Source organism: Chryseobacterium sp. 22532, assembly GCF_052044665.1.
Classification (GTDB): Bacteria; Bacteroidota; Bacteroidia; order Flavobacteriales; family Weeksellaceae; genus Chryseobacterium; species Chryseobacterium lathyri.
The window spans coordinates 410,846-435,016 of the sequence record NZ_JBQENJ010000002.1 but is presented as its reverse complement, the minus strand read 5'-3'; the positions used below and the strand labels follow the sequence as shown (position 1 = coordinate 435,016).

Sequence of the window (24,171 nt, the reverse complement as noted above, 5' to 3'; positions counted from 1 at the left end):
TTTTACTTTTGTTTTAAATCTTTTAGGAACGCAGCGCAGTAAATGTTGTCATTATTCCAGGGATTCAAAAGTATCCGTATTAATTTTCATATTAATAGAAATCCATAGCTCGTTATCGATGCTGACTTCGCTCATGACACCCGGATCAATCTCAAATCCTACTTTTTTATAGCATTCAATAGCTCCGGTATTCCAGTCGTATACATTCAGCTCAGCTGTTTTTCTATCTAAATGACTGAAGCCATATTTCAGCAGCTCCTTTACAATTTTCTTTCCATAACCTTTTCCCCGATTGTTTTCATCCCAGATCAGGATTCTTCCAAGCAGGAAAGTATGGTTTTTCAAAAAGATTTGAGCATGACCGATCACATTGTGCTCTGATGTATCAAAAACCCTGAACATAAATCGGTTTTCGTTTTTCAGATCATCTTCCAGCTGTTCTTTTGTAAGGGGAAAATGATAAGCAGGACCGGCAAACTGAAGAAGTGATCTTTTGTCTTTTATTTTAGAAATCAGTTCAGGAGCATCTTCTGCTTTAAAAATCTGCAGCTCAATCATATTCTTATTTTTCCAGGTATTCTTTCATACTTTTTCCGATAATTCCGTTCCAGCCTTCGGTAAAACTTTTCTTTGAAAAATTTTCGCCCAAACTATCGAAACCTTCAATATCATCATGAGTCAATGTTACCAACGTTCCGGTGTCTTCTTTCTGAAGATCCCATGTTACGGTAGTTACGGCATCAGAAAGTTCAGGATATGACCATGTATGTTTTAATTTTTGATTGGGAATAATTTCCAGAATACGGCACTGATGGTGATATTTCTTAGCTTCACCCGGCTCATAGAAATTAAATTCTTTTCCTGCTTCCAAAGTAAAATCATGGATATCAAAATACCAGGATTTCATTTCATTTTTATCAGTTAATGCTTTCCAGACTTTTTCTGCCGGAGCATTTATTTTGTACTGAACAGTGATTGGGTTGTTCATATCTTTATTTTTTAATTAAAAAAATTTAAATACTTGAATTCAATTTTTCCAATATCTTTTCTTTTTCCATTTTCCAGCGTTCTGATAACTCTAAAATCAATTCATCTGAAAATCTTATTTTCACATCATCGCCACCAAACCTTTCCTGATGTATTTTAAAGCTTTTAATAGCTTCCTCAAACGGTTCATCGTCTACAACCTCAACAGTACAGTTTTCGATTTCTAAAATATTTTTGGCAAATGAACCTACTGCCGTCTCAATTGTTCTGAGGTCAATTTCTTCATCAGGATGCCAAATATCTATGAAACGCGGTTTTACTCCTTTTTCATTTTTGGGAGCATCATAAGATACTTCCTGGAAATCTTCATCCTCAGGCTCGTCATAATAGAACCAATAATGACAGGCATTATCTGATAAATATTTCTGGACTGCATCAAAGAATTCTTTTTCGCTTTCCTTGTTTGATAAATTTCTTAAATATCCTTTTGTATTTAAACAAACTGCTCCAATTCTCTCGCCAGATTCATAAAATAGTTCCAGATCTTCCCAACCGGCCTTATCACAAAGTCCATAAATTCCCCACCATAAATTGGAAGATTCTGTTTTTACAATAATTTTTTTCGCATCCATTGTCTAAATTATAGCTTACCCATGAGAAAATCCGGTGATTTTCGCTTCATCAAAATCCAGCTGCATCTCAATGGTTCTCATGACATGGTCATCAAAAATTTTCTCCTTCTTCATCCGGTGCAGTTCGTTTCTCTGCGCCTGGATGATCTGACGGAGCACATCTTTATTTTCATTGATCGCATTAACGTAATCTCCTGTAGAAGCCATACACTGGGCTTTATCTGCCATCAGCATCATTTCGGTTTCCAGCTTATGTTTCTGGTGACGAACCAAAGTATTTTTCTCTGCAAGCTCAGAAAAATCATTTTCCATTTTATGCAGTGCTGTTTCTTTAAGCTTACGCATAAGGATCACTTCCTGTTTTTCTTCAGGTAATTCGCTTCCGGCATCATCTATTTTCAGCCATTTCAGGATCGGAGTCAGAAGAAGCCCCTGTCCTACCAGCGTGATCAATATAATAACGAAAGTTACGAATAAAATAATGTTACGGTGCGGAAAAGCTTCTCCATTTGGCAAAAATGCCGGAATCGAGAGCGCTGCAGCCAGTGAAACAACTCCTCTCATAGCCGCAAAACTGATGATAAATGGTTCCCGCCAGTCCGGTTTGGGAACTGTTAACCTTAATTCTTTTGAACAGAGTCTCGGGAAATACATGACAGCATAGCTGTACAATATCCTTGTAAAAATAATAGCCCCTCCAATTACAACGCTGTAAAAGATTCCTTCTGAAATGGTGTAATCTTTCATAGCGGCAACGACCACCGGAAGCTCAAGACCAATAAGAATAAAAATAATAGTATTCATAAGGAATATAAGTACACTCCAAACATTTCCGGACTGTATTCTTGAGGTATGACTTAAGTAGCAGTGTGAATTATACGACATCAAAAGACCTCCGGCTACCACAGCCAATACTCCTGAAAAATGGAAGTATTCTGCCCCTACATACATGATGTACGGAACAATCAGCGTAATCACCGTATCAATATTGGAGTTGGAAGGAATAATCCTCAACAAAGCTCCAAACAAGAGTCCTGTAGCTATACCTACTGCCACTCCACCTACTGCCATCAGAAAGAAGTCCTGAATAGCATCTCTCCATATAAACTGTCCCGAAATAACAGCCGCTAAGGCAAATTTAAAGACAATTAAACTGGAAGCATCGTTGATTAGACTTTCGCCTTCCAGAATACTCGTAATCTTTTTAGGGATTTTCATGTGTTTCAATACGGAAGTGGCTGCTACTGCATCGGGTGGGGAATTCACCCCTCCAAGCAGGAATCCCATTGCAACAGTAAGTCCCGGGATAATGGAAGATGAAAGATAGGCCACTACAACTGAAGTTAAAAATACAAGCCCAAAAGCCATTGAGAAGATCTGCTTTCTCCACTTGTGAAAATCCTGCCATGAAGTAAACCATGCCGCTTCAAAAAGAATTGGAGGAAGGAAGATCAGGAATACAAGATCCGGCTCTATTTCAATATGTGGCATTCCGGGGATCAGACTGATCAGAAGACCGGCAATAACCAGGAAGATGGGATAAGCTACTTTCAGCTTTTGCCCTATCATCACCAATATCATTACAGACAAAAGGACTGCAATGGATATGATAACATAACTGTGAATCATTTTGATTTGTTTTTTTAGTTGTTTTTTGATTTTGAAGTTGACTAAATGCAGAGACGCTAAGTTTTTAAAAACCTTGCTTTTAGGCGAAAAAGTATGACACTTAACTAAGGCTGGCTTTTAAAATCTATCTTTTTTAAAACCTTATAAGTTGTGGAAACCTATAAGGTTGGAAGTTCTGTTTTTATTTAAAATTCTATCGACTGATTAGCAGTATATATTCAATCTACCCTTTATTTTAAAGTACAATATTGTTCTTTGGAGTAATGGCTGGCGGAAGTTCAGTTTCATCCAGCATATCTCTCATATCAATCTCTATGGTACGGCTGATCTGGGTGATTGGCACGTCGTTCGGACTTCCTTCAAAAGGGTTTACCGAAGCTTCACCTACACTGTCCAGTGTATGGAAACACCAGGTAACCATCAATGAAAATGGAATATTAAACCATATGGTCCAGCCTTCCAAAACGGTTCCTTCACCTAATTTATCCAGTTCTTTCAGTAATCCAAAAGGTACGAAAAGAATAAACAGCAGTAAAAGATACGTGGTAATGGATGAGAAATTTCTCGGGTAAGGAAAGTTCTTAATCCTTTCTGCTTTTCCCTGGTCATCTGTAAATTTTACCAGCTGCTGGTTGATCTGTGTCCATTGAAAATCATTGATGTCTCCTTTTGCATAAGCTTCGGATAATTCTTTGCTCTGGCTGGCCATCAGCTGTGTTGCTCGGTTTTTTTTGCTTAAAATGTATTGAAGTTCGGTTTCGGAAATATACTTTTTCAGCTCATCGTCCAGTTGGGTCAGTCTTTCCGGTATATCATATTTTTTAGCATATTCATCATATTGTGCGGTTCCCATATTCTCCCAGGCTCTGGGCTCTCTCAGTTGGAAACGGAGTGCTGTAAGCCATGCATAATGACGGGAAAACATTTCTTTTACTTTTTTCGGATCTTTTGCAGAAAGGGAGTCTCTCAGAATGTATCCGAAGCTACGGCTGTCATTGATGATGGCACCGTAAATCTGCCTGGCTTCCCAAAGCCTGCTGTAGCTGGCATTGTTTTTAAAACCAACAATAAAAGCCACTGCAGTTCCCAAAATGGCAATGGGCTGCCAGGGAACGGAAACAAATTTCCAGCCTAAAAAGTACAATACAGTAGGTATTGCCGACAATATCGTTAGAACATAGATACTTCGTCTTGTCCAGGTAGCGAACTCAAGCGCACCAAATCTTTTTCCTGAATGCATATGTGTTATTTATTTTTGATCTGTTGATTCTATTTTCTAAACTAACAGTTTTTTCTTCATCAAGGCATCCGGCAAGGACTGTTAATATTAATTTTTGTTAAAAGGAATATTATTGTAAAAACCGATCTGGATCTGCCCCCGGTTTCTGTTTTCCTGGATCTGATTCATATAACCGGCTTCTATCCGCATATTTTTATTGATAACATATCCTAAAGCTCCATATACTCTGTTCCTGTCGAAAACCGGACTGTCAAAATGCAGAAAGATCTCATTATATACCGAAGCATATAGAGATTTCGGGAGCATTTCTTTTTGGGTAATGGGTATATTCAGTCCGATCATATAGCGGAATCTCATCCTGAAATCATCCTGCAGAAAACGTTCTTCCAAACGATATCTGTGCTGCAGATTAAAACGTCCGAACTTCTGTTTCGTAATAAACTGCTGGAAAATCCTGTGCTCGATATTCTCTTTTTTCTCACCGTTTACATAAGGCCGGCTTAAAATAAAACCGTAACCCAGCAAAACGTTATTGTTATTTTCCGTCAGATCATATCCTATTCCCGTACGGATCAATAGCTGTTCGAGGTCTCCTACTGCATCAAAATTCCGGTACTGGACTTCGTTGTGCCAGTTCAGCTTCTTGCTGATCTTATTATTTCCAAAATACATGTACCATGCTCCTAAATCATTTTTCTGCGCAAATGTCGTTATCGACCCCAGACTTAATACTGTAAATACCAGCTTCGTGAAGATCTTTCTCATGTTATTCAATTACTATTATCTATCGTACAGAACAAAATTAATAATTTAAATCAATAATAGCAAACAATAATGAATGGAGAATTCAATTGAAGATATTTTTAATTAACCGGGAATTTGCCTTAGCAAAATCTCATACCTTCTGTATCAAAATAATGCATGTCATGGCATTAAGATCCATTTTCCAGCCTTTTATTCCGATCTCTGAACAGTCTATTCCTCCTCTGGAATGGAAATCGTATACGCCGAAACTCCAAAATTCTTTATGGCCTGGATATACTTCGGAAAACCTGCTCCGCTTTTCACTTTTGGGTGCCGCTTTAATCTGTTCAATTATAAATTTCATCACTGCTTTTTTATTTGTTTTAATTGTCCATATCCTGATCTCTTCCTACACTCTAAATTATGTTTTTTTTGGAATGAAATATAAAGTAAAAACCGGCAGATCTCTCTGCCGGTTATTTTTAAACTTTATTTCGTATAGAATCTTAAGGATGCTGTTGCATTTTCGCAGGATCATCATAGTTTACCATCCAGTTGATTCCGAATTTATCGGTAAACATTCCGAAGTATGCTCCCCAAAAAGTATCTGCCATAGGCATTGTCACCTGTCCTCCGGCAGAAAGTCCACCGAATAGCTTATCTGCTTCTTCTTTGGATTCTGCATTGATGGAAATAGCGAAATTATTTCCTGCTTTGAAATTGGAAGACCATTCGCCACCTGTATCACTTCCCATTAAAATGGTTTCTTTAGATATTGGAAGAGAAACGTGCATAATTTTGTTTTTATCTTCTTCAGAAGTTTCTTTGCCTTCCATTGGAGGCATTTCCCCAAAAGTTCCGATATAAGGATATTCTCCTCCGAAAACTGATTTATAGAAGTCGAATGCTTCTCTGCAGTTTCCATTAAATGTTAAATAAGTGTTTACTGATGCCATTGATTGTTTTTTATGAGTTAAGTTTTAATGAGTTTCTGTTTAAGGTTTTTCAGATAATTCTTTTAATCTCGAAAGTCCTTTCTGGTAATCTTTTCCAATAGCATCTTCCATATTCATAAACAATTTCATTACTGTGAAAGGATAAGGTATTTTTGAGGTAAATCCCCAGGTGGCTTTGCTTCCACTGCCTTCCGGAACAATTTTTACATAAGCATTGGCTTCACTTTCATACGGTGTTAAAAATTTAATCTCCGTATCTATTCTTTTGCCTGCTGCATCCACTTTTTTTACTTTCTGACATCCTTTTCCGGCAGCATCTTTTTCACTGTCCCAGCATACTTTTTCACCGGGTTGCCCTGTAGTTCCGGTCCAGTCTTTTTTCATAGCCGGATCCAGATCATTCCAGGGGCTCCACTGATCCATAGCTCTTAATGTATTGGTCTGCTGCCATACTTTTTCAATGGGCGCATTAATCGTTATTGATTTTTCATAGACACAGTCTCCTGAAACAAGAGCAGCCACTACCATCCATAAGATAAGGATAGAAGCCAGGACAAGGATAATTCTTTTTAATATTTTCATAATTTGGTTTTTATCTGTGTTGGTCAATTAAGATCATGTTTCCGTCCGGGTCTTTCAGGAAAATGTGTTCAGGGCCAGAAGTGGTTTCATCTGCTGTTTTTTCAAGCTCCACTCCATTTTCTTTTAAATGTTTCTGAATGTCACGTACATCATCAAAAGATTCCAGGTTCCGGGCATTTTCATCCCATCCCGGATTGAAGGTAAGCATATTACCATCGAACATAGCCTGAAAAAGACCGATCAGGGTACTCCCATTCTTCATGATGAGATAATTCTGCTCCATACTTCCGCCCATAGCGGAGAAACCCAGTTTTTCATAAAAATCTTTAGACTTCTGAAGATCTTTTACACTTAAACTGATTGAGAATGCTCCTAATTTCATATGTGTTTTATTTTTTTAAAGCCAATTTACTTCCTACCAATACCAATCCCCACACAAAAATTCCTAAGATCCAAAACCAAACCGGAGTAGGCAGGGAGAACATCATATATATAGTTATGAACAGGAAAATAACTCCACAAACTATGGCAGAAGTATGTTTTCCATTGCTAGCCACTTTTGAGGCTGTGAATCCTGAAACGAAAGCTGCCAGGGCATATCCGATGATTACAAAGAAAAGCGCCATAAAGGGAGCATGGGCAACATAATCTTTCATGGCTACCATATCACCACTTGCAGCTCCGGCAGGAGGCGGATACAGCTGATGTCCTATTTTTTCAATGATGGTAATGCAGATAATACCTGCAATGAGCCCAGCCGGAACGGCCAGTATTCTTCTTAACATGGTTATTGATTTTTTAAACGGGTTTTAAAGTCCAGTTTTCCGTCATAACTTTTCCAATCTCCAATTAATTCTATATACTGTCCTTCTATTTTTTCAGTTTTTTTATTCCACTTGAAGGTATAAATAAATTTACCTTTAAAAATACCGATATGCTTACCTGTGGGTTCTTCCGCCAGTTCATAATCTCCAAATACTACACCTTTTCTTTTGGTGTCTCTATATTTTGTAATGGTTATTTTACCTTCATATTTTGCATAGCTATCATTCACAAGAGAATAGCCGGAAATAAAGTATTCCTGGTCATTTTTCTTATTCTGTTCGGAAATATTGACCTTGAGTTTCAGTTCCTGTCCGCGGTCTCCTATTGTTCCTGTATAAGGTTTGCTGTTGTTCAGCCAGACTGTTGAAATATCCGGCATCTGCCCCCATGCAAAATTGCAGGCAAGAATGAGGAACCATAAAAGTTTTTTCATAATGTGTAATGTTTAAACGCCAAATTGGGAAAGATGATGGTTCAGATGCTTGGCAAACATATTGTTCCATTGCTGTGAAGTTAATTTACCAAAAGAAAATGACTCTTTTCCATCGAAAGCTTCTGCCCCCAACTGCTGTGTTTTTTGGATAAAACCGATCAGCCTTTTCTTCTCTTCGTCAAAGTTTTTCCTTCCGGTAATTAAGAACTGGGGAGCTGTAGGGGAATCTCTTGGATAAGCCTTTTCTCCAACTACTTTAGGTTTTACAAAAGTCTTTAAAATAAATTTTGCAATGGAGCCCGGTTTTTTATGTTTTTCAGGTTCATATACCATTTCATAGGATACGCTGCAGTGGGCAAGCATCTGATCAACCGTCATTTTTCCCCACAAACCGTGGGTATCCTCTACCAGCTTATTTATCCTATCAATATAGTTCTGAGCATCTTTTGCATCAAATACATTTTCCATAATATGTCTAATTATCTGAAAGCAAATATATCAGTTTTTTCTTTTGATTTTACAGGATAATGAAAAAAACGGTTCGTATTTTCGGAATGTGTTTTTTAAAATTCGGAATGTAGGTTTTAGCATAAGGTTGCCCGTTGTAAGCTGCTGGTTACGATGTCAATTGTTGAAAAAAGCTGTGGTTTAACAAATATTTTGACACTATTCTCAATAATTCTTATCCCTCTCAAACACTCTCAGCTTCCTTCTTTGCCGTATTTTTAAAAATAACCCAGAGCTTAATCTTTAAGACAATCCAGCCAAGAACAGCATAAACCAGAAGCAGAATACTTAAATGCTTTAAATAGGGAAATGTAAGCTCTACAGAGCCTTTCTGGATCAGTAAAATTTTAAAGGCCTGCAGAAAGGGAGTCAGGGGAATAATGTTAGCAATGTACTGGACAAAAACAGGCATTGCGCTTAACGGCCATGTAAATCCGCTGATGATGAATGCCGGTGAGGCAATAACCATTAAAATCTGTGTTGCCTTCAAAGCATCCGGGATCAATATACTGATGAAAACGCCTAGAAACGAAGCGGAACCAACAAATACTGCAGTCAGAAGAATAAAATTAAGTATTCCTTCGGGCATCGGAACCCGGAAAATCATATGCATAAAGTAATAGACCCCGACAATAAGAATGGAGAAAACCCAGATCGGGATGACTTTGATCAGCATGGTCGGGAAAGCCCATTTTTTCATTTTAATGTATTCCTTTGCAAAGGAGCCTCTTTCAAACTCAGCAGCAAAACTTACCGCCATTGCCAGGAGAATAACCTGCTGAAGAACTACAGCCAGCATTGCGGGCCACATAAAGATCAGATAATTTCCTGTGGTGTTGAAAAGTGTGATATAGTTGGCCTTGAATGGCTCATATTGCGTTGCAGCCTTTGTAGCGGGCATTCCGGCTTTCTGCAAAGCTTTGATTGATGCTCCGGCAGAGAAAGTTCCTATGGTAAGCTGAAGTGCTTTGGACGCAAAATTGGCAGTAAGAACATTTCCTGTATTAACGTACACATTCAGTTCGGGATATTTTTTCTGGAGCATATCAGCTTCAAACCTTGACGGAATAATCACAACAGCCGCTGCTTCATGCCGGATTACCTCGTCTTTTATGCTTAAAGGTTCCTGAGCATATTTAATGATGCTGATGCTTTTATTATCATCCAGCATATCGGTCAGCTGGCTGGACAAAGGTGTATTATCCCTATCAATAACAAGTACCGGGGTATTTTCTACTTTTCCGCTTTTGTAGACGAAACCCAGCAATGTAGCATAAAATACCGGAGCCAGAAAAAATACGGTCCTCAGGGTAGAATTGCCGATAAAAAGCTTGAATTCCCGTTTTAAAAGCCGAAAAAATTCTTTCATGATTATTTCAGGATAACGTTAGCATTTACCAATATACTTTTAGCCTTATTCATGTCTGCAGGCTTTACTTTGATCTCGTAAACAGCATCCTGCAGCTGATAATCAGGATAAGCAGTGGTAATATCCGCATATCTTGTAAGCTGTTTGATGTATACAACTGTTCCCGTGAGGATTTCCTTATTATAAACGACCTGCATACTGACCTCCTGCCCTTTCTTGTATCTGGCAATAGCACTTTCAGGAACTGTAAATCTGAAATAGGTGCTTTCGGGAATATATCCGTTAAACAATGCAAAACCAGCTGTGGCCAACTCACCTGTATTCAGGCTGATGGTTTCTATTTCCATATCATTGGTGGCAATAATATATCTTTCGGAATAGGCTACATTAGCTTCCTGAAGGGCACCTTTGGCCTGTGAGGCCTGCCCTGCAGCCATTTCCACTTTTTCGAAGCGGGTTCCTCTTTTTACATCATCCAGTTCAGCGACAACGGCATCATACTGCGCTTTAGCACCCTGAAGCTTGGCATATACCTCATCATATGCCTGGGGAGACATGAGACTGTCACGGTACATATTATTAGCTCTTTTAAAAGATTTTTGGGCAAATTCATACTGCTCCTTCAAGCCTTTATATTTAGCCTGAAGCTGCCTCAGCTGATCTGCCGTAGCTCCGTTTTTTGCCATCTGTTCCTGAGCTGTTGCAGCACTTACTGCTCCCTGAGCCTGTGCAATTTTTGCGGAAACCTCCGGGACATCAAGTAACGCAAGGGTATCTCCTTTTTTCACAGTCTGGCCTTCCGTTACATATATTTTGAGGATTCTTCCGGTGACTTTAGGTGCAAAAGAGATCACATCTTTTTTGGTCTTTCCTTCGGAATCATTCAGATTTTCTTTTTTTTCGCTGCAGCTCCCTACTAGAAAAAGAACAGCAAAGAGTATGAGTATATTTTTATGCATCATTTTAATGGTAAGGATTAATACAATTTAGTGATATCAAGCTCCTGAGTCGATCTCATCAGCTCTATTCCGGCTCTTCTCTGGTTGAAAAGAGCATTTTGGTATTCAAGCTCTGCAACCTCCAGATCATTTTCAGCATCAATAAGCTGTGAAGATTTGCTCATTCCGTATCTGAATTCTTTTTCAGCCTGAACCAGAGCATTTTTGGCCAATTCTTTTTCTTTGGCTTTTAAAGCAATCTGGGCAGTGGCAATATCATAGTTGGTCTGATTGTTAGCCAGATTCAGGGTTAATTTTTTTAAGGCATCTTCTTTTTTATTCTGCAGGACTTCTTTTCCGACTTTTGCGGTTTCTTCTGCGTGTTTTCCTTCTTTTCCGTCAAAGATCTCCCATTTAAAGCCCACTCCAGCCGTCAATAATGGAAGTATATTGATATTGGTAGGTCTCCAGTCCAGTTTTGCGCCTTCATAACCCAAGGCAGGAACTGCAGGAATTACATTTTCGGAAGTTTTGATACGGCTCCCGTAAAGCCCGATATAGTATGCGGAGGCCATCAGCTGTACTTTCGGGATCATCCAGGTTCTTTCAGCTTTTATTTTGTAATCTGCTGCTGTTATTCCATGTTCCAGGGCACGAACCTCAGCTCTTTCCTCTATTCCTTTTTCTGAAGATAAAAGTTCTACGGGAGAAAGCACAGGGTCAATCATTCTGAGACGTTCTTTACTGATACCTGTCAGAATATAAAGCTGGGTAAGAAGAAGCTCTTTTTTGCCTTCGTATTCCACCATTTTAGCATTCAAAGTGGCCTGTGCCAGTTCTATTTTTTTATGGTCGTATGGCGTAATCAGGCCATAACCGAGAGCTTTATCTGCTGTTTTCCGGTTAATATCCAGTCTTTTTTTACTTTCATCCAATACTTTTTTAGACTGATGAATCAATGCCAGCTGATCGTATGCCTTGGAAATATTAGCCACCACATCATCTTTGGTTTTTTCAAGGAGAATATCTTCAGAAATTTTCTTTTCTTCATTGGCTTTTTTCAGGTATTTTACTTTTCCGCCTGAATAGAGAAGCATTTTGGCATCTGCTTTAGCAATTCCTGAAAAGCCTGAGACATTGAGGTTATTATTGAAACTTCCTTCGGGAATATTGATAAAAGGTGCAAGGTTAATTTCTGGCGACGTTAATCTTGCGGTCGCATTCAGATATCCTACCTGCCCGCTTACTTCCAGAGTGGGAAGAAAGATGTCTTTCAGTTTGTGTCCGTCAAGGTCTGTGAGTTTGTTCTGCGTTATCTGCATTTTGAGATCAGAATCCCGGACCATAGCGCTGTCTAAAAGTTCTTTAAAGTCCGGCGCAGACTGTGCCCAGCAAAAAGCAGGAAAAGCCAAAAAACTAAACGTAAAAATCAATAAATTGTTTTTCATGGTTTATGTTTATAACAAATATAATGCAAAATTTGTTAAATCCACGAAGATAATTCGTCAGTATAGTGAATTTAAAGTATGTTTAAAAAGTGTTTAGTTTTAATCCTCTATTTTTGATGATTATAACGGAGCCGTTTAAGTTTAATTTGAGGAATGTTTTAATTGAAAAAAGTTGAATTTTCTTTTATTCATGGGGATTTGCCTTTCTAATTTTATTAAAATTCTTTTTTTAAACCTTCACTCATCTTAATGGTTCAAAGCTTTCAACATATCTGTGATAAAAAGCTCTCGTTTACAGCATCATACCTGTTGTCACAAACAAAAACTCCCCACCAATGTGAGGAGTTGTTATTTAAAAATCATTCAGATTATCTCTGAACCGCTGATTTCATTTTAGCATCAGGACGTAAAATTCTGTAACGAACTTCAAGGTCTTTCGGCACGTAGAATACCAAAGGCAGCTTGCTGTTGTATCTTACGATTTCAGGCTTAAGCGTTACAAACTTCTTAGTTTTCTTCTGATCCGGGCAGGCCATTAATGTACCTCCTGCTTCACCGTTGGACTCTACTTCATAATAGTTGTAGCCCCAACCCTGAAGATCCTGTGTTTTCACCTCTCCCATCAGAAAATATTTATTACAGTCCAGCATCTTTTCAGCGCCTACAAAAAACTCAACTTTTAAATCGTTTTCGTTTTTTGCAACAGGCAGCTGAATATATACCTGCTTAAATCCTTCTTTAGCTTTTGGGAACATCTCAATTTCCAGCTTCTCAAACTTTTCTGCCTTCTTTTGTGCGAAAGCATTTACACCTGCAAACATAATCAGTCCCGTCATTAAAGTTTTTGAAAATCTCATCTTATTTTATTTTAAAAATTTTTACTACTTCCCTATAGCCAAAAATCATTCCAAAATCTGAACTTGGGCTCCTTTTGTATGGGCATTCATCTGCGGAGCATAGTAATTCTGCATCGTAGTGATCCCGTTGGAGAACTTACCGGCTGCATTGGAAACAAGGTCATATTCAAAAACATATTTTCCTTTCGGCATGTACTGGATATAGAAATTCGTGGAAGCATCTTTGGTAGACTGATAATAGCCTAAGCTGTTTTTCCACTGGTATCCTGACATCGCATCAGTTGGTTCAAATCCTGCCGCACGCATATCTTTAATATGAATAAATTCCATAGCTCTGTCTGTATTCAGGATCATTCTTACGGTTACTTTATCGCCTACTTTTAAAGGAGTGTCTGCTGAAATTTTCTGAAGTTCTTCTCCATTCACTGTTTTCACTTTTTTGTAAAGTTCCTTGGTGATAGAGATATAGTTTTCAGAAGATTTAATCTTGTCTAAATCTTCATAATACTGCCAGAATAATCCACCCTGAACAATTCCCGGCCCCGGTTTGGTAACGGTAACAGTTCCTAAATTCTTATTTATTGCATCAGTTTTCACTGTTGATTTCACATAACCTGTAGCCTGGGTTTGTGGAACCAATTCTTTTCCACCCCAAACGATCGTTGCTTTATCACTTTCAGCACTTGTCCATGATTTTCCTGAGTTTAAAATCGTGAAGATCACTTCTGAAGTTCCCCTTGAGCTTCCCCATGAGTTGACTTCTTTCTGTGTGATTAGCCAGATCTTCATGTCTTCAATGAACTTCTGATCATTGGATTTTAATGTATTGAATGCTTCTAAAGCTCCTGCATGATTTACTACTTTAGATCCGAACCAACCCCAGTCGTTTAAGTTCTGTTTCCAGTAAACGCCCTGAGTTTTGGTATCGGCAGAGGTTTCTTTCAGGTAGTTCATTAATTTATCTGAAACGTCTTTTAAGCCGTAATTATTCATCAGTAAAGCAGTACGGTGAAGTCCGAAGAAAGTGAAATCCGTGATTTTAGCCGTTTTTGCTTTCTGTTTTACCAGTGTTTTCAAAGAAGCTCCTTTTCCTTTAAGAGGATATTCTTTTTCCCAATAGTTTCGGGTATCAAGATAATCAATGGCCCAGTTGTTCCAGATATTATCCTTTTTCACATCCCAGTATTTGTCGATCTCGTTATCTACATACTTAACCAGTTTGGCTACAAACTCTTTCTGTTCTGTTCCCTGATAATCTTTAGCATTATCTTTTAACCATTTGTTGATCTTACCCAGGTTTTTAAGGATGTACAGCGATGTTCCGTAAGAACTTGGATATCCGGGATACCATGAGAAGCCTCCATCAGGATTCTGAAGCTTTCTAAGATCATCCCAGTCCTGACTGATTGAATTTCTCATTGTATTGGCATCAAATAACAGAGCCAGTTTCTGCATCTGCTCGTCTTCATTTTTACTTTCCAGCACCCAAGGAGTCTCTTCCAGTAAAAGCTGTTTCAGTTCCTGATTTTTTTCAAGATTTGAATTCAACAGTCCTTTATTCTGATATTCTTCGAAAACAGTTTTCATTTTCGGATTGGCTTTGAATATCTCAGAAGCCAGTACATCTGCAAACCATTTGTTGAAGATCACATCAGCTGAGCTGTTCTGATCATTTTTCAGACTTGGTAATGCAAACATGATTTCCCAGATCGGATTGGTGGTCAGCTCCAGGGTATTGGAAACATTCGTGATGGTCGCAGAGTTTGTATTGGTAAGGTTATCCAGAACAAATGTCTTGGTTTCGCCTTCTTTCACAAACACAGGTACCGCATCTGTTACCAGCATTCTGTTCGGAAGTACAGCAACCGCCTGCTGCTCTCCATCTGAGTAAGCTCCTGCTTTAGCCACCACTTTTAAAATGATAGAAGACACATTATTCGGAACTTTAAGCTTCCATGTTAATGCACTGTTTCCTTTTTCATTTAAATTAAAATTCTGCGTTCCTGCACTGATTCCAAATTTAGACGAAATATTTTCATTCGTAAAAGCATCCAGGATCTGAAGTTCTGCTGACCCGCTTAATTTTTTATCGGTAAGGTTAGAAAGTTTTGACTGAAGATTCAGCTCATCGCCTTCTCTTAGGAATCTCGGATAATTTGGTGTTACGGAGAATTCTTTCTGTGTCACTACCTGCTTTTCCAATACTGCTGCTCTGGTATCTTTGGTGTGAGCTAAGAACATCAGTTTCCATTTCGTTAATGCTTCCGGAGAGGTGAATTCAAAACTTACGTTTCCTTCTGCATCTGTTTTCAGATCGGGATAGAAGAATGCGGTTTCGTTCAGGTTTTGACGTACTGGAACTTTTTCCAGGTTTTCTTTTGAACCTTCTTTATCTAAGGCTTGATCAGCCTCAGTATCCTGCACTCCTGCAGCACTCACTTTCATCGCACTTGCTTTCGCTAATACAACTTCACGGGCACTGCCATCTCTTGCGATAGGTGATGGAGGTGGTGCATATGCCGGAGCTTTCACCCCTTCCTGATTAGCTACACCCGTTGTTGTTTCTATTTGAGTATACATTTGATATATATCACCATCGAACCAGTTAAAGTTCGGTATCTCCACATATTTTCCATTATAATATTTCAGCCTTTTCTGATAGTATTGCTGAAGCAGATACTGTCTGATATCGTAAGATGTAATAATAGAATATGGCGTATATAAATTCTGCCAGCTAAAACTATTCACAGCAAACTGATCCAGTGACATATCGTACATATTGGCCAATACTTCAGCATTAACTTTTTCTTTATCGTTTCCTGAAACTTTCACCGTCCATTTTTCCTTTGAGTTCGGCTCCAGCTTATCTCTGAAAGTAACGGTTTCAATTTTTAAAGGCTGCTCAGTATTTTTTATTTTTAAAGTAACAGTTTGGGTCTGCACATCATTGAATGCCGCAATCTGGAACTGGATATTCAGTACTGTCACGCCCTTGTCTTTCGGAATATCTGTTGTGTACTCTAAAACTCCGTTTTTCAGAGGGTGTACTTCAGAAACTGTTTTTCCTGAACCGTCCTGAACAAATACATTGACAAGCGCATCCGGAATTGCAGAATACACATACACTTTAGCCTTCTCTCCTCTTGAAAATTGATTTTTAGGTTCAATAACCGTCAGGAAGGTTTTTTGTGAAGGTTTTAAAGCTCCTTTATCCCAGATACTAAAATTCTGAGAAGATTTTATCGTGTCTTTTCCTTCGATATTATACAGTTCTAGCTGGTAATCTCCTGCTTCCAGTTTTCCAAGGTCTAATTCTGTAGAAGGCTGCTGTTGTTTTTCAGAAAGTACTTTCTCTGTTTTCCAATTTTTCGTTTCGTCATTTTTATCAAACAGGTCGTGCGGAAATTTGCTGATGAATTCTTCTTTGGAATATTTTGGAAGATTCTGAACTTCTGCAGCAAAGTTATCTCTGAAAATCCTGTTCGGTACCGCCAGTTTTGACAGTTTTACGTTGTATGATTTTTTAAGATCCTGCTCATTGTAATTCAGGGTTTCTACTTTTAATTTTACATTTTCATCACTGAATGTATTCTTGATTCCTTCAGCTTTAATATAGTGAGAAACTGAAGCTACTTTCAACTGTGTATTCGCAGACTGGGTTTCCCCATTAATATCCGTTACCGAAGCATTGATTTCATAGTTATCAATCTGGATTCCTTCCAGTTTTTCATCTTTTTTAAGATCAAGACGGATCACAAATTCTCCTTTCTCATTGGTTTTAGCTTCTCCAAGAATGGAATTTTCATTATCGTCACCCTGAGGGTACCACCAGAAATACCTCCACCTGATATTGTGCTTCCTGATCTCGTAGTTAACGGTTGTATTACTAAGAGCTACTCCTGAGAACATAGTTGCTTTTCCTTTCAGCTCTATGGTTTGTCCGTATTTGTACTCTTCTTTTATAGGATCAAAAGTCACTTCAAATTTCGGTCTCTTGTATTCTTCAACTCTGATGTCTTTATACCCTTGGGATCCCTCTTCTGTTCTCAGGTAAAAAACTCCGTTCAGCTGACCTTTAGGAAGGATAAAGCTTCCATGGTAAGAACCGAATTCATTGGTTGAAAAATTCTGAGAAGAAACTTCCTGACTGTTGGCATCCAGAAGTGTGATTTTCTGTTTTAAACCTGAAATTACAGCTTCTGTTTCTTTATCTATCTTAGTATTGATTACTTTGAAATAAACAGTTTGTCCCGGTCTGTAGATCGCTCTGTCTGTAAAGATCTGTGCCAGGGTGCGGGTCTGCTTGTTTGGGTTATAATCTTCTGCATTTCCGTTATTTCCATACACCTGCATGATCTGGAAATCGTTGGTCTTTGGCTGACGGATCAGGAAAGTTCTGTAATATTCTTTGCTGTCCGTGGAAGGAAATTTGAAAACGCCGTTAGCATCAGTTTTTCCGTCAACTTTATTTAAAGTTTTATTAGCAACAAATTCATAGAAAGTAAGATTTTCATTCGCTGCAGGTTTACCGTTTTCACTATTGACCAGCTTCAGTGTATTAGAAAGCTGGTTTCTGTCTGTTTTTGTCTGGTAAATTATTCTGTTTCCGGAAACCAAGAAGTAGAAATTCTGTCTTGAATCACTGTCTTTCACCTCAGATCCTGCAACAGCATATTCCACAACGTAAATTCCAGAAGGCAAAAGTTTGATCTCCAACGAAGTTTTATGAACCTGATAGTCTTTGGAATCGCCAAGTTGAAAGGTTTCTTTCCTTACCAGACTTTTTTTAACCTTTCCAAAGGTATTATTGTAAGAATTCTGTACATACTGCATCAATGTTGTAAAATCTTCTTTTACTTCATAGATATTCAGTGAAAATTCTGCCACGTTTTTATGGTCCGCTACAAAATGAATCGGTACATTATTTTGAGTCTGCTGCTCATATTTAATGGTAAGAAACGGATTGGTAATCTGATTTTCTTTATTTTTTATGTTCTCGATGAATGAAGATTTCGGATACTGATTCTTGGCCTGGGCTGCAATGGCCAAAGCTTCTTTATCTTTCTTTTTAGCAATAAGTTCATTCATAACATCTTCCATGATGAGCACTTTATAATCTCCTTCTGTATCAGACTTTAAAAGGCTCTGAAGCTGTTCAAGCTTATCTTTACACTGACTGTAGTTACAGTTTTCAGTAAGTTTTTCCCTCATAAAAAACAGCTTGGGATTTCCGCTGTTCTGCGCAATCAGTTCATCAAAAGTAGCATTGATCTGTGTTCTGTTCTCAGTAAGTTCATTTTTAGTAAAAAGTCCATTTTCAGACAGGAAACCGATCTTTTTCATAGAATACCATTCAAGTAAAGTCGGGAAATAAGTGATATCCTTGACCTCTGTAAAAATATTTTTGTACTTCACCAGAGCGATTTTCTTCATATCCGGTTTCTGCTGATCAAGAGTCTGATAGCTTTTTGTCAGATAATTTTTGAAATCCAGTTTGCTCCAGGTTTCTATTTGAGACAGATCCTGAGAATTGACATTCGTTCGCCCCTGTATTTCCCAAGAATTCTGGTTGTAATAATCCATAAAGAATCCGTTCAGAAGAACGTCATATACGAGTCTTTCTTCGCCTTTAAGCTTAGTTTGGGCATCTTTAAGTTTGGTGAAAAACTGAGAGGCTGCATCATTTTTATCGTCATCTCCGGTGAGATTCACAATACTGAATTCTGCCTTCAGGGAACGGATAAGCTGGATCGCATTATTTTCTTTCATTGCGTGGTTTTGGATGTCTAAAATAATGGGTAGATTAGATTTATAAGCACCTTTGGTACTATTTTCACCGACTTTCTTCCATTGGTCGTCATAATATTTCTGTGCGGAGACCGCCGAAAAGCTCAGCATTAGAAGCAAAAGCATAAAAATCTTGGAAAATCTTTTCATAAATGTTATTTTTGATAAATGAACTTCTTAAAAATACTGAAAAAAACTGTCATTGACAGCCAAATTTATGTCTCCATTATGGGAACTTTATTTGCAGTATTTTTCATGAAAGAGCAAAACACATTCCGTTTCCCCACTATCTTGTTAATTTTCATCACTTATTTCAGCGGTTATCTTTACACGAAATACCAGTATACCAGACACTTTTTTAAAATACTTATTCTGAATGCAGCAGCAGGCATTGTCTGTGCTTTTCTCATCATTCATAACCATAATGAAATAAGACTTCTGAAATGGTTTATTATTGTGGTTCTGGGATTACTTTACAACAGTTTTTTCCTGGAGGTCTATATCCGGAAAATTCCATTGCTGAAAGTATTTTATGTTGGTCTGGTCTGGGCATTGGTCAACTGCTGGCTTACACTGCCGGAATTCAGTTTTCCTATTTTTCTGATCAGCTTCTTTTTTATAACAGCACTCGTCCTGCCTTTCGATATCCGGGACATAGAAAGTGATACGGTACAGACTTTTCCAAAGCTGATAGGCGTTCAGAATACAAAATACATTGCCTACATGCTTGTCTTTATCAGCATGCTTATTGCCACATTTTACCTTAGACCGGTTTACGGGACTGCATTTTTTCTATCGGGAATTATGACCTTTATTTTGATCTATTTCTCTGAAAATAAAAGAGATGACGCATATTTTTCTTTCGGGATAGAAACCTGTTCTGCACTTCCTTTTTTATTTTTACTAATAATGGAGTATTTTTGACGAATGATTATCAAAAAGCTTTCCCTTTACAATTTCAAAAACCATTCGGAGAAGAAGTTTGAATTTTCTCCGCAAATCAACTGTTTTGTGGGAAACAACGGCGCCGGAAAGACCAATATCCTGGATGCGCTGCATTATTTATCGGTAGGCAAGAGTTTTTTAGGGAATACTGATTTTAACAACATCAAAAGGGAAGAAGATTTTTTCACTATTGATGCTGAAGTCCAGAATGAGGACAGTGAAGATATTATCAAGATTTCTCAGCCCAAAGAGGCTAAAAAGATCATTAAAAAGAATGATAAAAGCTATGACAGGCTTGCGGACCATATCGGCTATCTGCCAAGTGTAATGATCTCACCATATGATTCCAACCTGATTTCAGATTCGGGGGAAAGCCGGAGAAGATTTCTGGATTCTATGATATCCCAAACCGATTCGGAATATCTTTTTGACCTGATTCAATATCAGAAAACGGTACAGCAGAGAAATGCACTGTTAAAATATTTCGCAAAAAACAGAACCTGGGACAAGGATTCTCTGGAAATCTATGATGCCCCGATCTCAAAATTCGGGACCAATATTTTTGAGAAAAGAAGAAATTTTGTCGAGAAACTGGGGCCTATTGTTCAGAATTTTTATAAAATTATTTCCGGAGGAAAAGAAATGGTTTCTGTTTACTATCAGTCTGATTTAAGTGAAGGCTTTGACTCTGCTCAGCCTGAGAAAGCTTTTCAGACACTTTTAATGGAAAGCCTTGAAAGAGACCGGATGCTGACTTATACTTCAAAGGGAATTCACAAAGATGATCTTCTGTTTGAAATGGATCATGTGCTGATCAAAAAAATAGGTTCACAGGGACAGCAAAAATCTTTCCTGATCTCTTTAAAGCTGGCACAAATGAGTCTTGTGAAGGAGCTAACGAAAAAAACTCCGATCCTTCTTCTTGATGATATTTTCGATAAGCTTGATGACACACGTGTTTCCCAGTTGATCGAGCTGGTTAATCAGGAAAGTTTCGGGCAGATTTTTATTACAGATACACACAGGGAACGTACCGAAAGTGTGGTGAAGAAAATTAATGAGGAAAGTATAATTTTTGAGGTTTGATAAAGTTTTAAGATTATTTCTCGAATATCAGATGCCAAGCCCCAAACCCAGAAAATCACCCTATGAAGAAGAATAAAAAACGCGAATTTCAATCCTCAGAACTTGTAAAATCTTTTGCAAGGATTCATGGTTTTGAACATAAACTGATCGCTTTTGAAATTAAGGATTTTTTGGAAGATTATCTGGATGAAAGCCTTTTTAAAGAGATCAAGAGCGTTAATATTGAAGACAAATGTATTATGATCAGGATTGATTCTCCTTTGCTTAAACATGACTTTCAGATGCGGAAAAGTTTTTATCTTAAAAAGTTTCAGGATAAGTTTGGAGAGGATAAATTCAATGATATTCGTATTTTATAGGTTATTTATCAAAAATATAATTAGAACAACCCGTTAATTTTAGAGCATTTGCTGCGCTAACAGAATGAATGGGCATGCTGGACACAACTTCCAACAAAGTATTCAAGATGCTTTAGTCAAAAAAATTAGTGTTCTTCCGGTTTATTAGCAATGGTATTGCTCATCAAATCATCTGCTTTTTTATCCAATCCTGAACTTAAAGGTAAGAAAAACTTAAACGGATGCTTTACAAAATACCTGAAAATCTCCCTGTAAATTTCACTCACCTGTCCAAAGTTCATTTTTCTTGATCTGAACGCTAAAAACATAGACAGACTAAAGCTTACCAGAAAATTGAAGAATCCAATCAGGAAAACGGTGAAGAACGATATCCAGAAGGTATAGGAATCCACTGAAAAGTCTTTTCCGTAAAGTCCTAAAGCAAAATTTCCGGCAGCAAAAGTAATATGCCTGATATCAAGGTCCAATCCGAAAAATAACCCCACCGGAGCTGTTGCCCCTAAAAATACTCCAAACCAGAAGTTGGAAACGATTCCCGGCCAGTTTTTAGCATAATATTTAGATAAGCTTTTCGCAAATTTCTTTCCTAAAAAGCTTCTGATAGAGAGGTTTTTTGCAATTCTTTCCGGAATCTGGTAAAACACGGAATTGTTTCCTATATTCCCTGAAATGATTCCTGAAATAAACAGGTAAAATCCAGCAATACTGGCATGTAATATAGCTTTTGACTTAAACGGATCAAGGTCTTTTAATAATTTATCTGATCGTTCTACAGCTAAATTCTGAGAGAAAAATACATCCAACCCATAAATGATCGCCAGCGCAATCGGAAATGAGAGAAGCACGTTGCCCACAAAGGCAATGAACTGGCTCCTGAAAAGCTTTGATACAAGATGGGCAAATTCAGTATTATTACGTTTGCTGTTGCCCTCTTCTGACAAGACTTTGGTCATCGTAGCAGCAGTCATTGCGGGCTGTTTTGTTGCCAGCGTAAAACCCATCAGATAGATCATGATGAACCCCATAGCGTAGTTCATCGAATATAAAAATGCATGTGAAAAATCGCTTCCGGGAATATAACCGTAAAGCATTTTCAAAACACAAAGCGCACCAACAATAATTCCACCTCCACTGGCTTTATAAAACATGGTCATATACTCCTTCCGGGTAGATGTAATGTAATGGGTACCGGTTTCTGCCGTATGATTGGTAATAAGATGCGAGAGCAGACGTGTGCTGTCGTTAATCAGGTCTGCAATATTATTTTTATGGGATTTGTAGTTAAGTATATTAAAGATCAGCTGTTTAGATTTTATAGTAATATCCTGTTCATTATCAATCACTAAAAGCTGTACGATCTCATAGATCCTTTCGGTCTGCTGACGGATCTTCAGCAGCGACTGATTGATCTTTCCGGAAATCCCATATTTAGCAGAATTTTTAAAAGCAATATTAACAAATTCATGACAGTGCTCTGTATAGATCTTGATCTGCTTGTAGCGGCTGTCTTTGGAATGAAGCTGCAGCCCCGGATCATTTTTAAGGTCTTCGGTGAGTGCTTCCAGCTCATTCTGAAGTGCCAGAAAAGGATTATCCAGGTTTCTGTACTGGGGCGCCATTCTTACGACCTCAACTTCCATAGCCATCCCTGTAACACGCCAGGAAAGAATGCTCATAGAGAAGATCAGTTCTTTCTTGACATTCGGTTTAATGATAAAATCTGTAGCTCCAAGAAGATTTAAAAACTCATCAATTTCATTCTCCGGCAGGTTGTGAAGATATTTCAGATCGCTTTTGGGCCTGAAACTCACGTTATCAATCATGTACCACACCGTTTTTTCATTTTCTACGGGCGGAAGTATTTTATTAAGGATTCTTTTTTTAAGTTCCGGAAAGAAAGCATTTTCTGACAGAATATTGGCTTCAGTAAGGGAAAGGTTAAAAGGTCTTCCTTTGAAAATATTATGGATGTAATGTTTAAAATTCTCAGCAAAATCCGGATTATTTTTCAGAAAATTAAGGACATCTGTAAAATCTGCCCTTTTAATGCTCTCTAAAAACTCGGCAAATGGTTCTAAAGAAATAGTCTCGTTCTTAAAAGAGAAATATTTTTTAAGAACTGACTCAAAATTTGTGCTGGAATTAAAAAATTTCATTGGGGCAAAGATACTATTTCAAACTCACATTCCTCATCTGTCTCATGATCCAATTGTGTTTCTTTCTTAAATAAGGGGATGGATTTTTAGGATCATATTTCTTTGGATTAGGCAATACGGCAGCAATCCATGCTGCATCCGAAGCACTTAAATCTTTGGATGATTTTCCAAAATAATACTGAGCCGCAGCTTCTACTCCAAATACGCCCTGTCCCATTTCGATGGAATTCAGGTATCTTTCTAAAATGATATCCTTACTCCATACTTTCTCGATAATGAAGGTATAAACAGCCTCCAGCCCTTTTCTGAGCCAGCTTCTTCCCTGCCAAAGGAAAATATTCTTTGCAGTCTGCTGGGAAATGGTGCTTCCGCCACGGATCTTCTTTCCTTTCTCGTTATTCTTCATTGCCTTCTCAATGGCTGTATAGTCAAAGCCGTTATGAGTAAAGAATTTCTGGTCTTCTGAAGCAATGACCGCTTTTTTAACATTATTCCCCATTTCATCATAGGAAATATAATCCCTGTGCAGCTTTCCAAATTCAAAAAGACCTCCAATCTGCGTGATGGTAATCGGCGGATTAAAGAATCTGCCCCAAATAATAAAAACTACATTCAGGACAAGAATAATAAAGATAGCCTGTTTAACTTTTTTCCACATAATTTTGTTTAAAAAGAACTGCAAAAATAAGCA

The 24,171-nt window shown here is 37.9% G+C and carries 23 protein-coding genes; 3 read left to right on the top strand and 20 right to left on the bottom strand.

The genetic code is table 11. The annotated features are described in order from the left end of the window. Positions 1-51: 51 nt before the first annotated feature. The 18 genes from ACTJIV_RS06115 to ACTJIV_RS06030 all read right to left on the bottom strand — a co-directional run bounded on the left by ACTJIV_RS06115 (position 52) and on the right by ACTJIV_RS06030 (position 19,084). Entirely contained in the window at positions 52-558 is a 507-nt protein-coding gene (locus ACTJIV_RS06115; RefSeq protein ID WP_223559164.1) for a GNAT family N-acetyltransferase, read from the bottom strand. A gap of 4 nt (positions 559-562) precedes the next feature. Then, positions 563-988, bottom strand: coding sequence for an SRPBCC family protein (locus ACTJIV_RS06110; RefSeq protein WP_111954765.1), 426 nt, complete (start codon positions 986-988; stop codon positions 563-565). Positions 989-1,013: 25 nt separating this feature from the next. Then, the gene (locus ACTJIV_RS06105; protein ID WP_111954763.1) at positions 1,014-1,619 is read right to left on the bottom strand and encodes a hypothetical protein; all 606 of its coding nucleotides are present in this window, start codon (positions 1,617-1,619) and stop codon (positions 1,014-1,016) included. A 15-nt stretch (positions 1,620-1,634) separates the two neighbouring features. Then, positions 1,635-3,248, bottom strand: coding sequence for a Na+/H+ antiporter (locus ACTJIV_RS06100; protein ID WP_440626315.1), 1,614 nt, complete (start codon positions 3,246-3,248; stop codon positions 1,635-1,637). Positions 3,249-3,483: 235 nt separating this feature from the next. Further along, complete coding sequence (locus tag ACTJIV_RS06095; RefSeq protein ID WP_223559163.1) at positions 3,484-4,488, bottom strand: bestrophin family protein; 1,005 nt, start codon at positions 4,486-4,488, stop codon at positions 3,484-3,486. A gap of 87 nt (positions 4,489-4,575) precedes the next feature. Beyond that, entirely contained in the window at positions 4,576-5,253 is a 678-nt protein-coding gene (locus ACTJIV_RS06090; RefSeq protein ID WP_111954759.1) for a DUF2490 domain-containing protein, read from the bottom strand. Between the two features lie 130 nt (positions 5,254-5,383). Beyond that, positions 5,384-5,596: a hypothetical protein gene (locus tag ACTJIV_RS06085; protein ID WP_440626314.1), complete on the bottom strand. Its 213-nt coding sequence runs from the start codon at positions 5,594-5,596 to the stop codon at positions 5,384-5,386. 142 nt (positions 5,597-5,738) lie between these two features. Then, positions 5,739-6,188, bottom strand: coding sequence for a VOC family protein (locus ACTJIV_RS06080; RefSeq protein ID WP_111954755.1), 450 nt, complete (start codon positions 6,186-6,188; stop codon positions 5,739-5,741). 39 nt (positions 6,189-6,227) lie between these two features. Then, positions 6,228-6,770 (bottom strand): SRPBCC family protein, encoded by a 543-nt coding sequence (locus ACTJIV_RS06075; RefSeq protein ID WP_440626312.1) that lies wholly within the window; start codon positions 6,768-6,770, stop codon positions 6,228-6,230. 10 nt (positions 6,771-6,780) lie between these two features. Next, the gene (locus ACTJIV_RS06070; protein WP_440626311.1) at positions 6,781-7,152 is read right to left on the bottom strand and encodes a VOC family protein; all 372 of its coding nucleotides are present in this window, start codon (positions 7,150-7,152) and stop codon (positions 6,781-6,783) included. Positions 7,153-7,159: 7 nt separating this feature from the next. Further along, positions 7,160-7,555: a hypothetical protein gene (locus ACTJIV_RS06065; RefSeq protein WP_440626309.1), complete on the bottom strand. Its 396-nt coding sequence runs from the start codon at positions 7,553-7,555 to the stop codon at positions 7,160-7,162. Between the two features lie 2 nt (positions 7,556-7,557). Further along, on the bottom strand, positions 7,558-8,028 hold the full coding sequence (locus ACTJIV_RS06060; RefSeq protein WP_440626308.1) for a hypothetical protein: 471 nt from the start codon (positions 8,026-8,028) through the stop codon (positions 7,558-7,560). Between the two features lie 12 nt (positions 8,029-8,040). Further along, positions 8,041-8,496: a DUF1569 domain-containing protein gene (locus tag ACTJIV_RS06055; RefSeq protein WP_111954747.1), complete on the bottom strand. Its 456-nt coding sequence runs from the start codon at positions 8,494-8,496 to the stop codon at positions 8,041-8,043. 223 nt (positions 8,497-8,719) lie between these two features. Next, positions 8,720-9,904 carry an ABC transporter permease gene (locus ACTJIV_RS06050; RefSeq protein WP_440626306.1) on the bottom strand — a complete coding sequence of 395 codons (1,185 nt, stop codon included), beginning with the start codon at positions 9,902-9,904 and terminating at the stop codon, positions 8,720-8,722. A 2-nt stretch (positions 9,905-9,906) separates the two neighbouring features. Next, positions 9,907-10,863: an HlyD family secretion protein gene (locus ACTJIV_RS06045; RefSeq protein ID WP_111955071.1), complete on the bottom strand. Its 957-nt coding sequence runs from the start codon at positions 10,861-10,863 to the stop codon at positions 9,907-9,909. A 17-nt stretch (positions 10,864-10,880) separates the two neighbouring features. Beyond that, complete coding sequence (locus ACTJIV_RS06040) at positions 10,881-12,290, bottom strand: TolC family protein (RefSeq protein ID WP_336378481.1); 1,410 nt, start codon at positions 12,288-12,290, stop codon at positions 10,881-10,883. 368 nt (positions 12,291-12,658) lie between these two features. After that, positions 12,659-13,147 (bottom strand): serine protease inhibitor ecotin, encoded by a 489-nt coding sequence (gene eco, locus ACTJIV_RS06035; RefSeq protein ID WP_111954741.1) that lies wholly within the window; start codon positions 13,145-13,147, stop codon positions 12,659-12,661. A gap of 45 nt (positions 13,148-13,192) precedes the next feature. Beyond that, positions 13,193-19,084 carry an alpha-2-macroglobulin family protein gene (locus tag ACTJIV_RS06030; RefSeq protein WP_440626303.1) on the bottom strand — a complete coding sequence of 1,964 codons (5,892 nt, stop codon included), beginning with the start codon at positions 19,082-19,084 and terminating at the stop codon, positions 13,193-13,195. Positions 19,085-19,102: 18 nt separating this feature from the next. Here ACTJIV_RS06030 and ACTJIV_RS06025 point away from each other — a divergent pair, with 18 nt between their 5' ends. From ACTJIV_RS06025 to ACTJIV_RS06015, 3 genes are all read left to right on the top strand, one after another. Continuing rightward, positions 19,103-19,858 (top strand): hypothetical protein, encoded by a 756-nt coding sequence (locus ACTJIV_RS06025; protein WP_440626301.1) that lies wholly within the window; start codon positions 19,103-19,105, stop codon positions 19,856-19,858. Positions 19,859-19,861: 3 nt separating this feature from the next. Beyond that, positions 19,862-20,965, top strand: a complete 1,104-nt coding sequence (recF, locus tag ACTJIV_RS06020) for a DNA replication/repair protein RecF (RefSeq protein ID WP_111954735.1) — start codon at positions 19,862-19,864, stop codon at positions 20,963-20,965. Between the two features lie 62 nt (positions 20,966-21,027). Further along, the gene (locus ACTJIV_RS06015) at positions 21,028-21,324 is read left to right on the top strand and encodes a DciA family protein (protein ID WP_111954733.1); all 297 of its coding nucleotides are present in this window, start codon (positions 21,028-21,030) and stop codon (positions 21,322-21,324) included. Between the two features lie 125 nt (positions 21,325-21,449). Here ACTJIV_RS06015 and ACTJIV_RS06010 read toward each other — a convergent pair whose 3' ends face one another. Both ACTJIV_RS06010 and mtgA read right to left on the bottom strand, forming a co-directional pair. Further along, positions 21,450-23,480, bottom strand: a complete 2,031-nt coding sequence (locus ACTJIV_RS06010; protein ID WP_111954731.1) for a recombinase — start codon at positions 23,478-23,480, stop codon at positions 21,450-21,452. 13 nt (positions 23,481-23,493) lie between these two features. Beyond that, positions 23,494-24,138 carry a monofunctional biosynthetic peptidoglycan transglycosylase gene (gene mtgA, locus ACTJIV_RS06005; protein WP_111954729.1) on the bottom strand — a complete coding sequence of 215 codons (645 nt, stop codon included), beginning with the start codon at positions 24,136-24,138 and terminating at the stop codon, positions 23,494-23,496. Between the last annotated feature and the right edge of the window lie 33 nt (positions 24,139-24,171).

Bases quoted from the DNA above. Each gene is read 5' to 3' on its own strand.
- ACTJIV_RS06100 (WP_440626315.1), bottom strand. From the start codon at position 3,248: ATGATTCACAGTTATGTTATCATATCCATTGCAGTCCTTTTGTCTGTA.
- ACTJIV_RS06085 (WP_440626314.1), bottom strand. From the start codon at position 5,596: ATGAAATTTATAATTGAACAGATTAAAGCGGCACCCAAAAGTGAAAAG.
- recF (WP_111954735.1), top strand. From the start codon at position 19,862: ATGATTATCAAAAAGCTTTCCCTTTACAATTTCAAAAACCATTCGGAG.
- ACTJIV_RS06010 (WP_111954731.1), bottom strand. From the start codon at position 23,480: ATGAAATTTTTTAATTCCAGCACAAATTTTGAGTCAGTTCTTAAAAAA.
- ACTJIV_RS06060 (WP_440626308.1), bottom strand. From the start codon at position 8,028: ATGAAAAAACTTTTATGGTTCCTCATTCTTGCCTGCAATTTTGCATGG.
- ACTJIV_RS06090 (WP_111954759.1), bottom strand. From the start codon at position 5,253: ATGAGAAAGATCTTCACGAAGCTGGTATTTACAGTATTAAGTCTGGGG.
- ACTJIV_RS06115 (WP_223559164.1), bottom strand. From the start codon at position 558: ATGATTGAGCTGCAGATTTTTAAAGCAGAAGATGCTCCTGAACTGATT.
- ACTJIV_RS06070 (WP_440626311.1), bottom strand. From the start codon at position 7,152: ATGAAATTAGGAGCATTCTCAATCAGTTTAAGTGTAAAAGATCTTCAG.
- mtgA (WP_111954729.1), bottom strand. From the start codon at position 24,138: ATGTGGAAAAAAGTTAAACAGGCTATCTTTATTATTCTTGTCCTGAAT.
- ACTJIV_RS06025 (WP_440626301.1), top strand. From the start codon at position 19,103: ATGAACTTCTTAAAAATACTGAAAAAAACTGTCATTGACAGCCAAATT.
- ACTJIV_RS06095 (WP_223559163.1), bottom strand. From the start codon at position 4,488: ATGCATTCAGGAAAAAGATTTGGTGCGCTTGAGTTCGCTACCTGGACA.
- ACTJIV_RS06080 (WP_111954755.1), bottom strand. From the start codon at position 6,188: ATGGCATCAGTAAACACTTATTTAACATTTAATGGAAACTGCAGAGAA.
- ACTJIV_RS06040 (WP_336378481.1), bottom strand. From the start codon at position 12,290: ATGAAAAACAATTTATTGATTTTTACGTTTAGTTTTTTGGCTTTTCCT.
- ACTJIV_RS06105 (WP_111954763.1), bottom strand. From the start codon at position 1,619: ATGGATGCGAAAAAAATTATTGTAAAAACAGAATCTTCCAATTTATGG.
- ACTJIV_RS06055 (WP_111954747.1), bottom strand. From the start codon at position 8,496: ATGGAAAATGTATTTGATGCAAAAGATGCTCAGAACTATATTGATAGG.
- ACTJIV_RS06015 (WP_111954733.1), top strand. From the start codon at position 21,028: ATGAAGAAGAATAAAAAACGCGAATTTCAATCCTCAGAACTTGTAAAA.
- ACTJIV_RS06045 (WP_111955071.1), bottom strand. From the start codon at position 10,863: ATGCATAAAAATATACTCATACTCTTTGCTGTTCTTTTTCTAGTAGGG.
- ACTJIV_RS06050 (WP_440626306.1), bottom strand. From the start codon at position 9,904: ATGAAAGAATTTTTTCGGCTTTTAAAACGGGAATTCAAGCTTTTTATC.
- ACTJIV_RS06065 (WP_440626309.1), bottom strand. From the start codon at position 7,555: ATGTTAAGAAGAATACTGGCCGTTCCGGCTGGGCTCATTGCAGGTATT.
- eco (WP_111954741.1), bottom strand. From the start codon at position 13,147: ATGAGATTTTCAAAAACTTTAATGACGGGACTGATTATGTTTGCAGGT.
- ACTJIV_RS06110 (WP_111954765.1), bottom strand. From the start codon at position 988: ATGAACAACCCAATCACTGTTCAGTACAAAATAAATGCTCCGGCAGAA.
- ACTJIV_RS06030 (WP_440626303.1), bottom strand. From the start codon at position 19,084: ATGAAAAGATTTTCCAAGATTTTTATGCTTTTGCTTCTAATGCTGAGC.
- ACTJIV_RS06075 (WP_440626312.1), bottom strand. From the start codon at position 6,770: ATGAAAATATTAAAAAGAATTATCCTTGTCCTGGCTTCTATCCTTATC.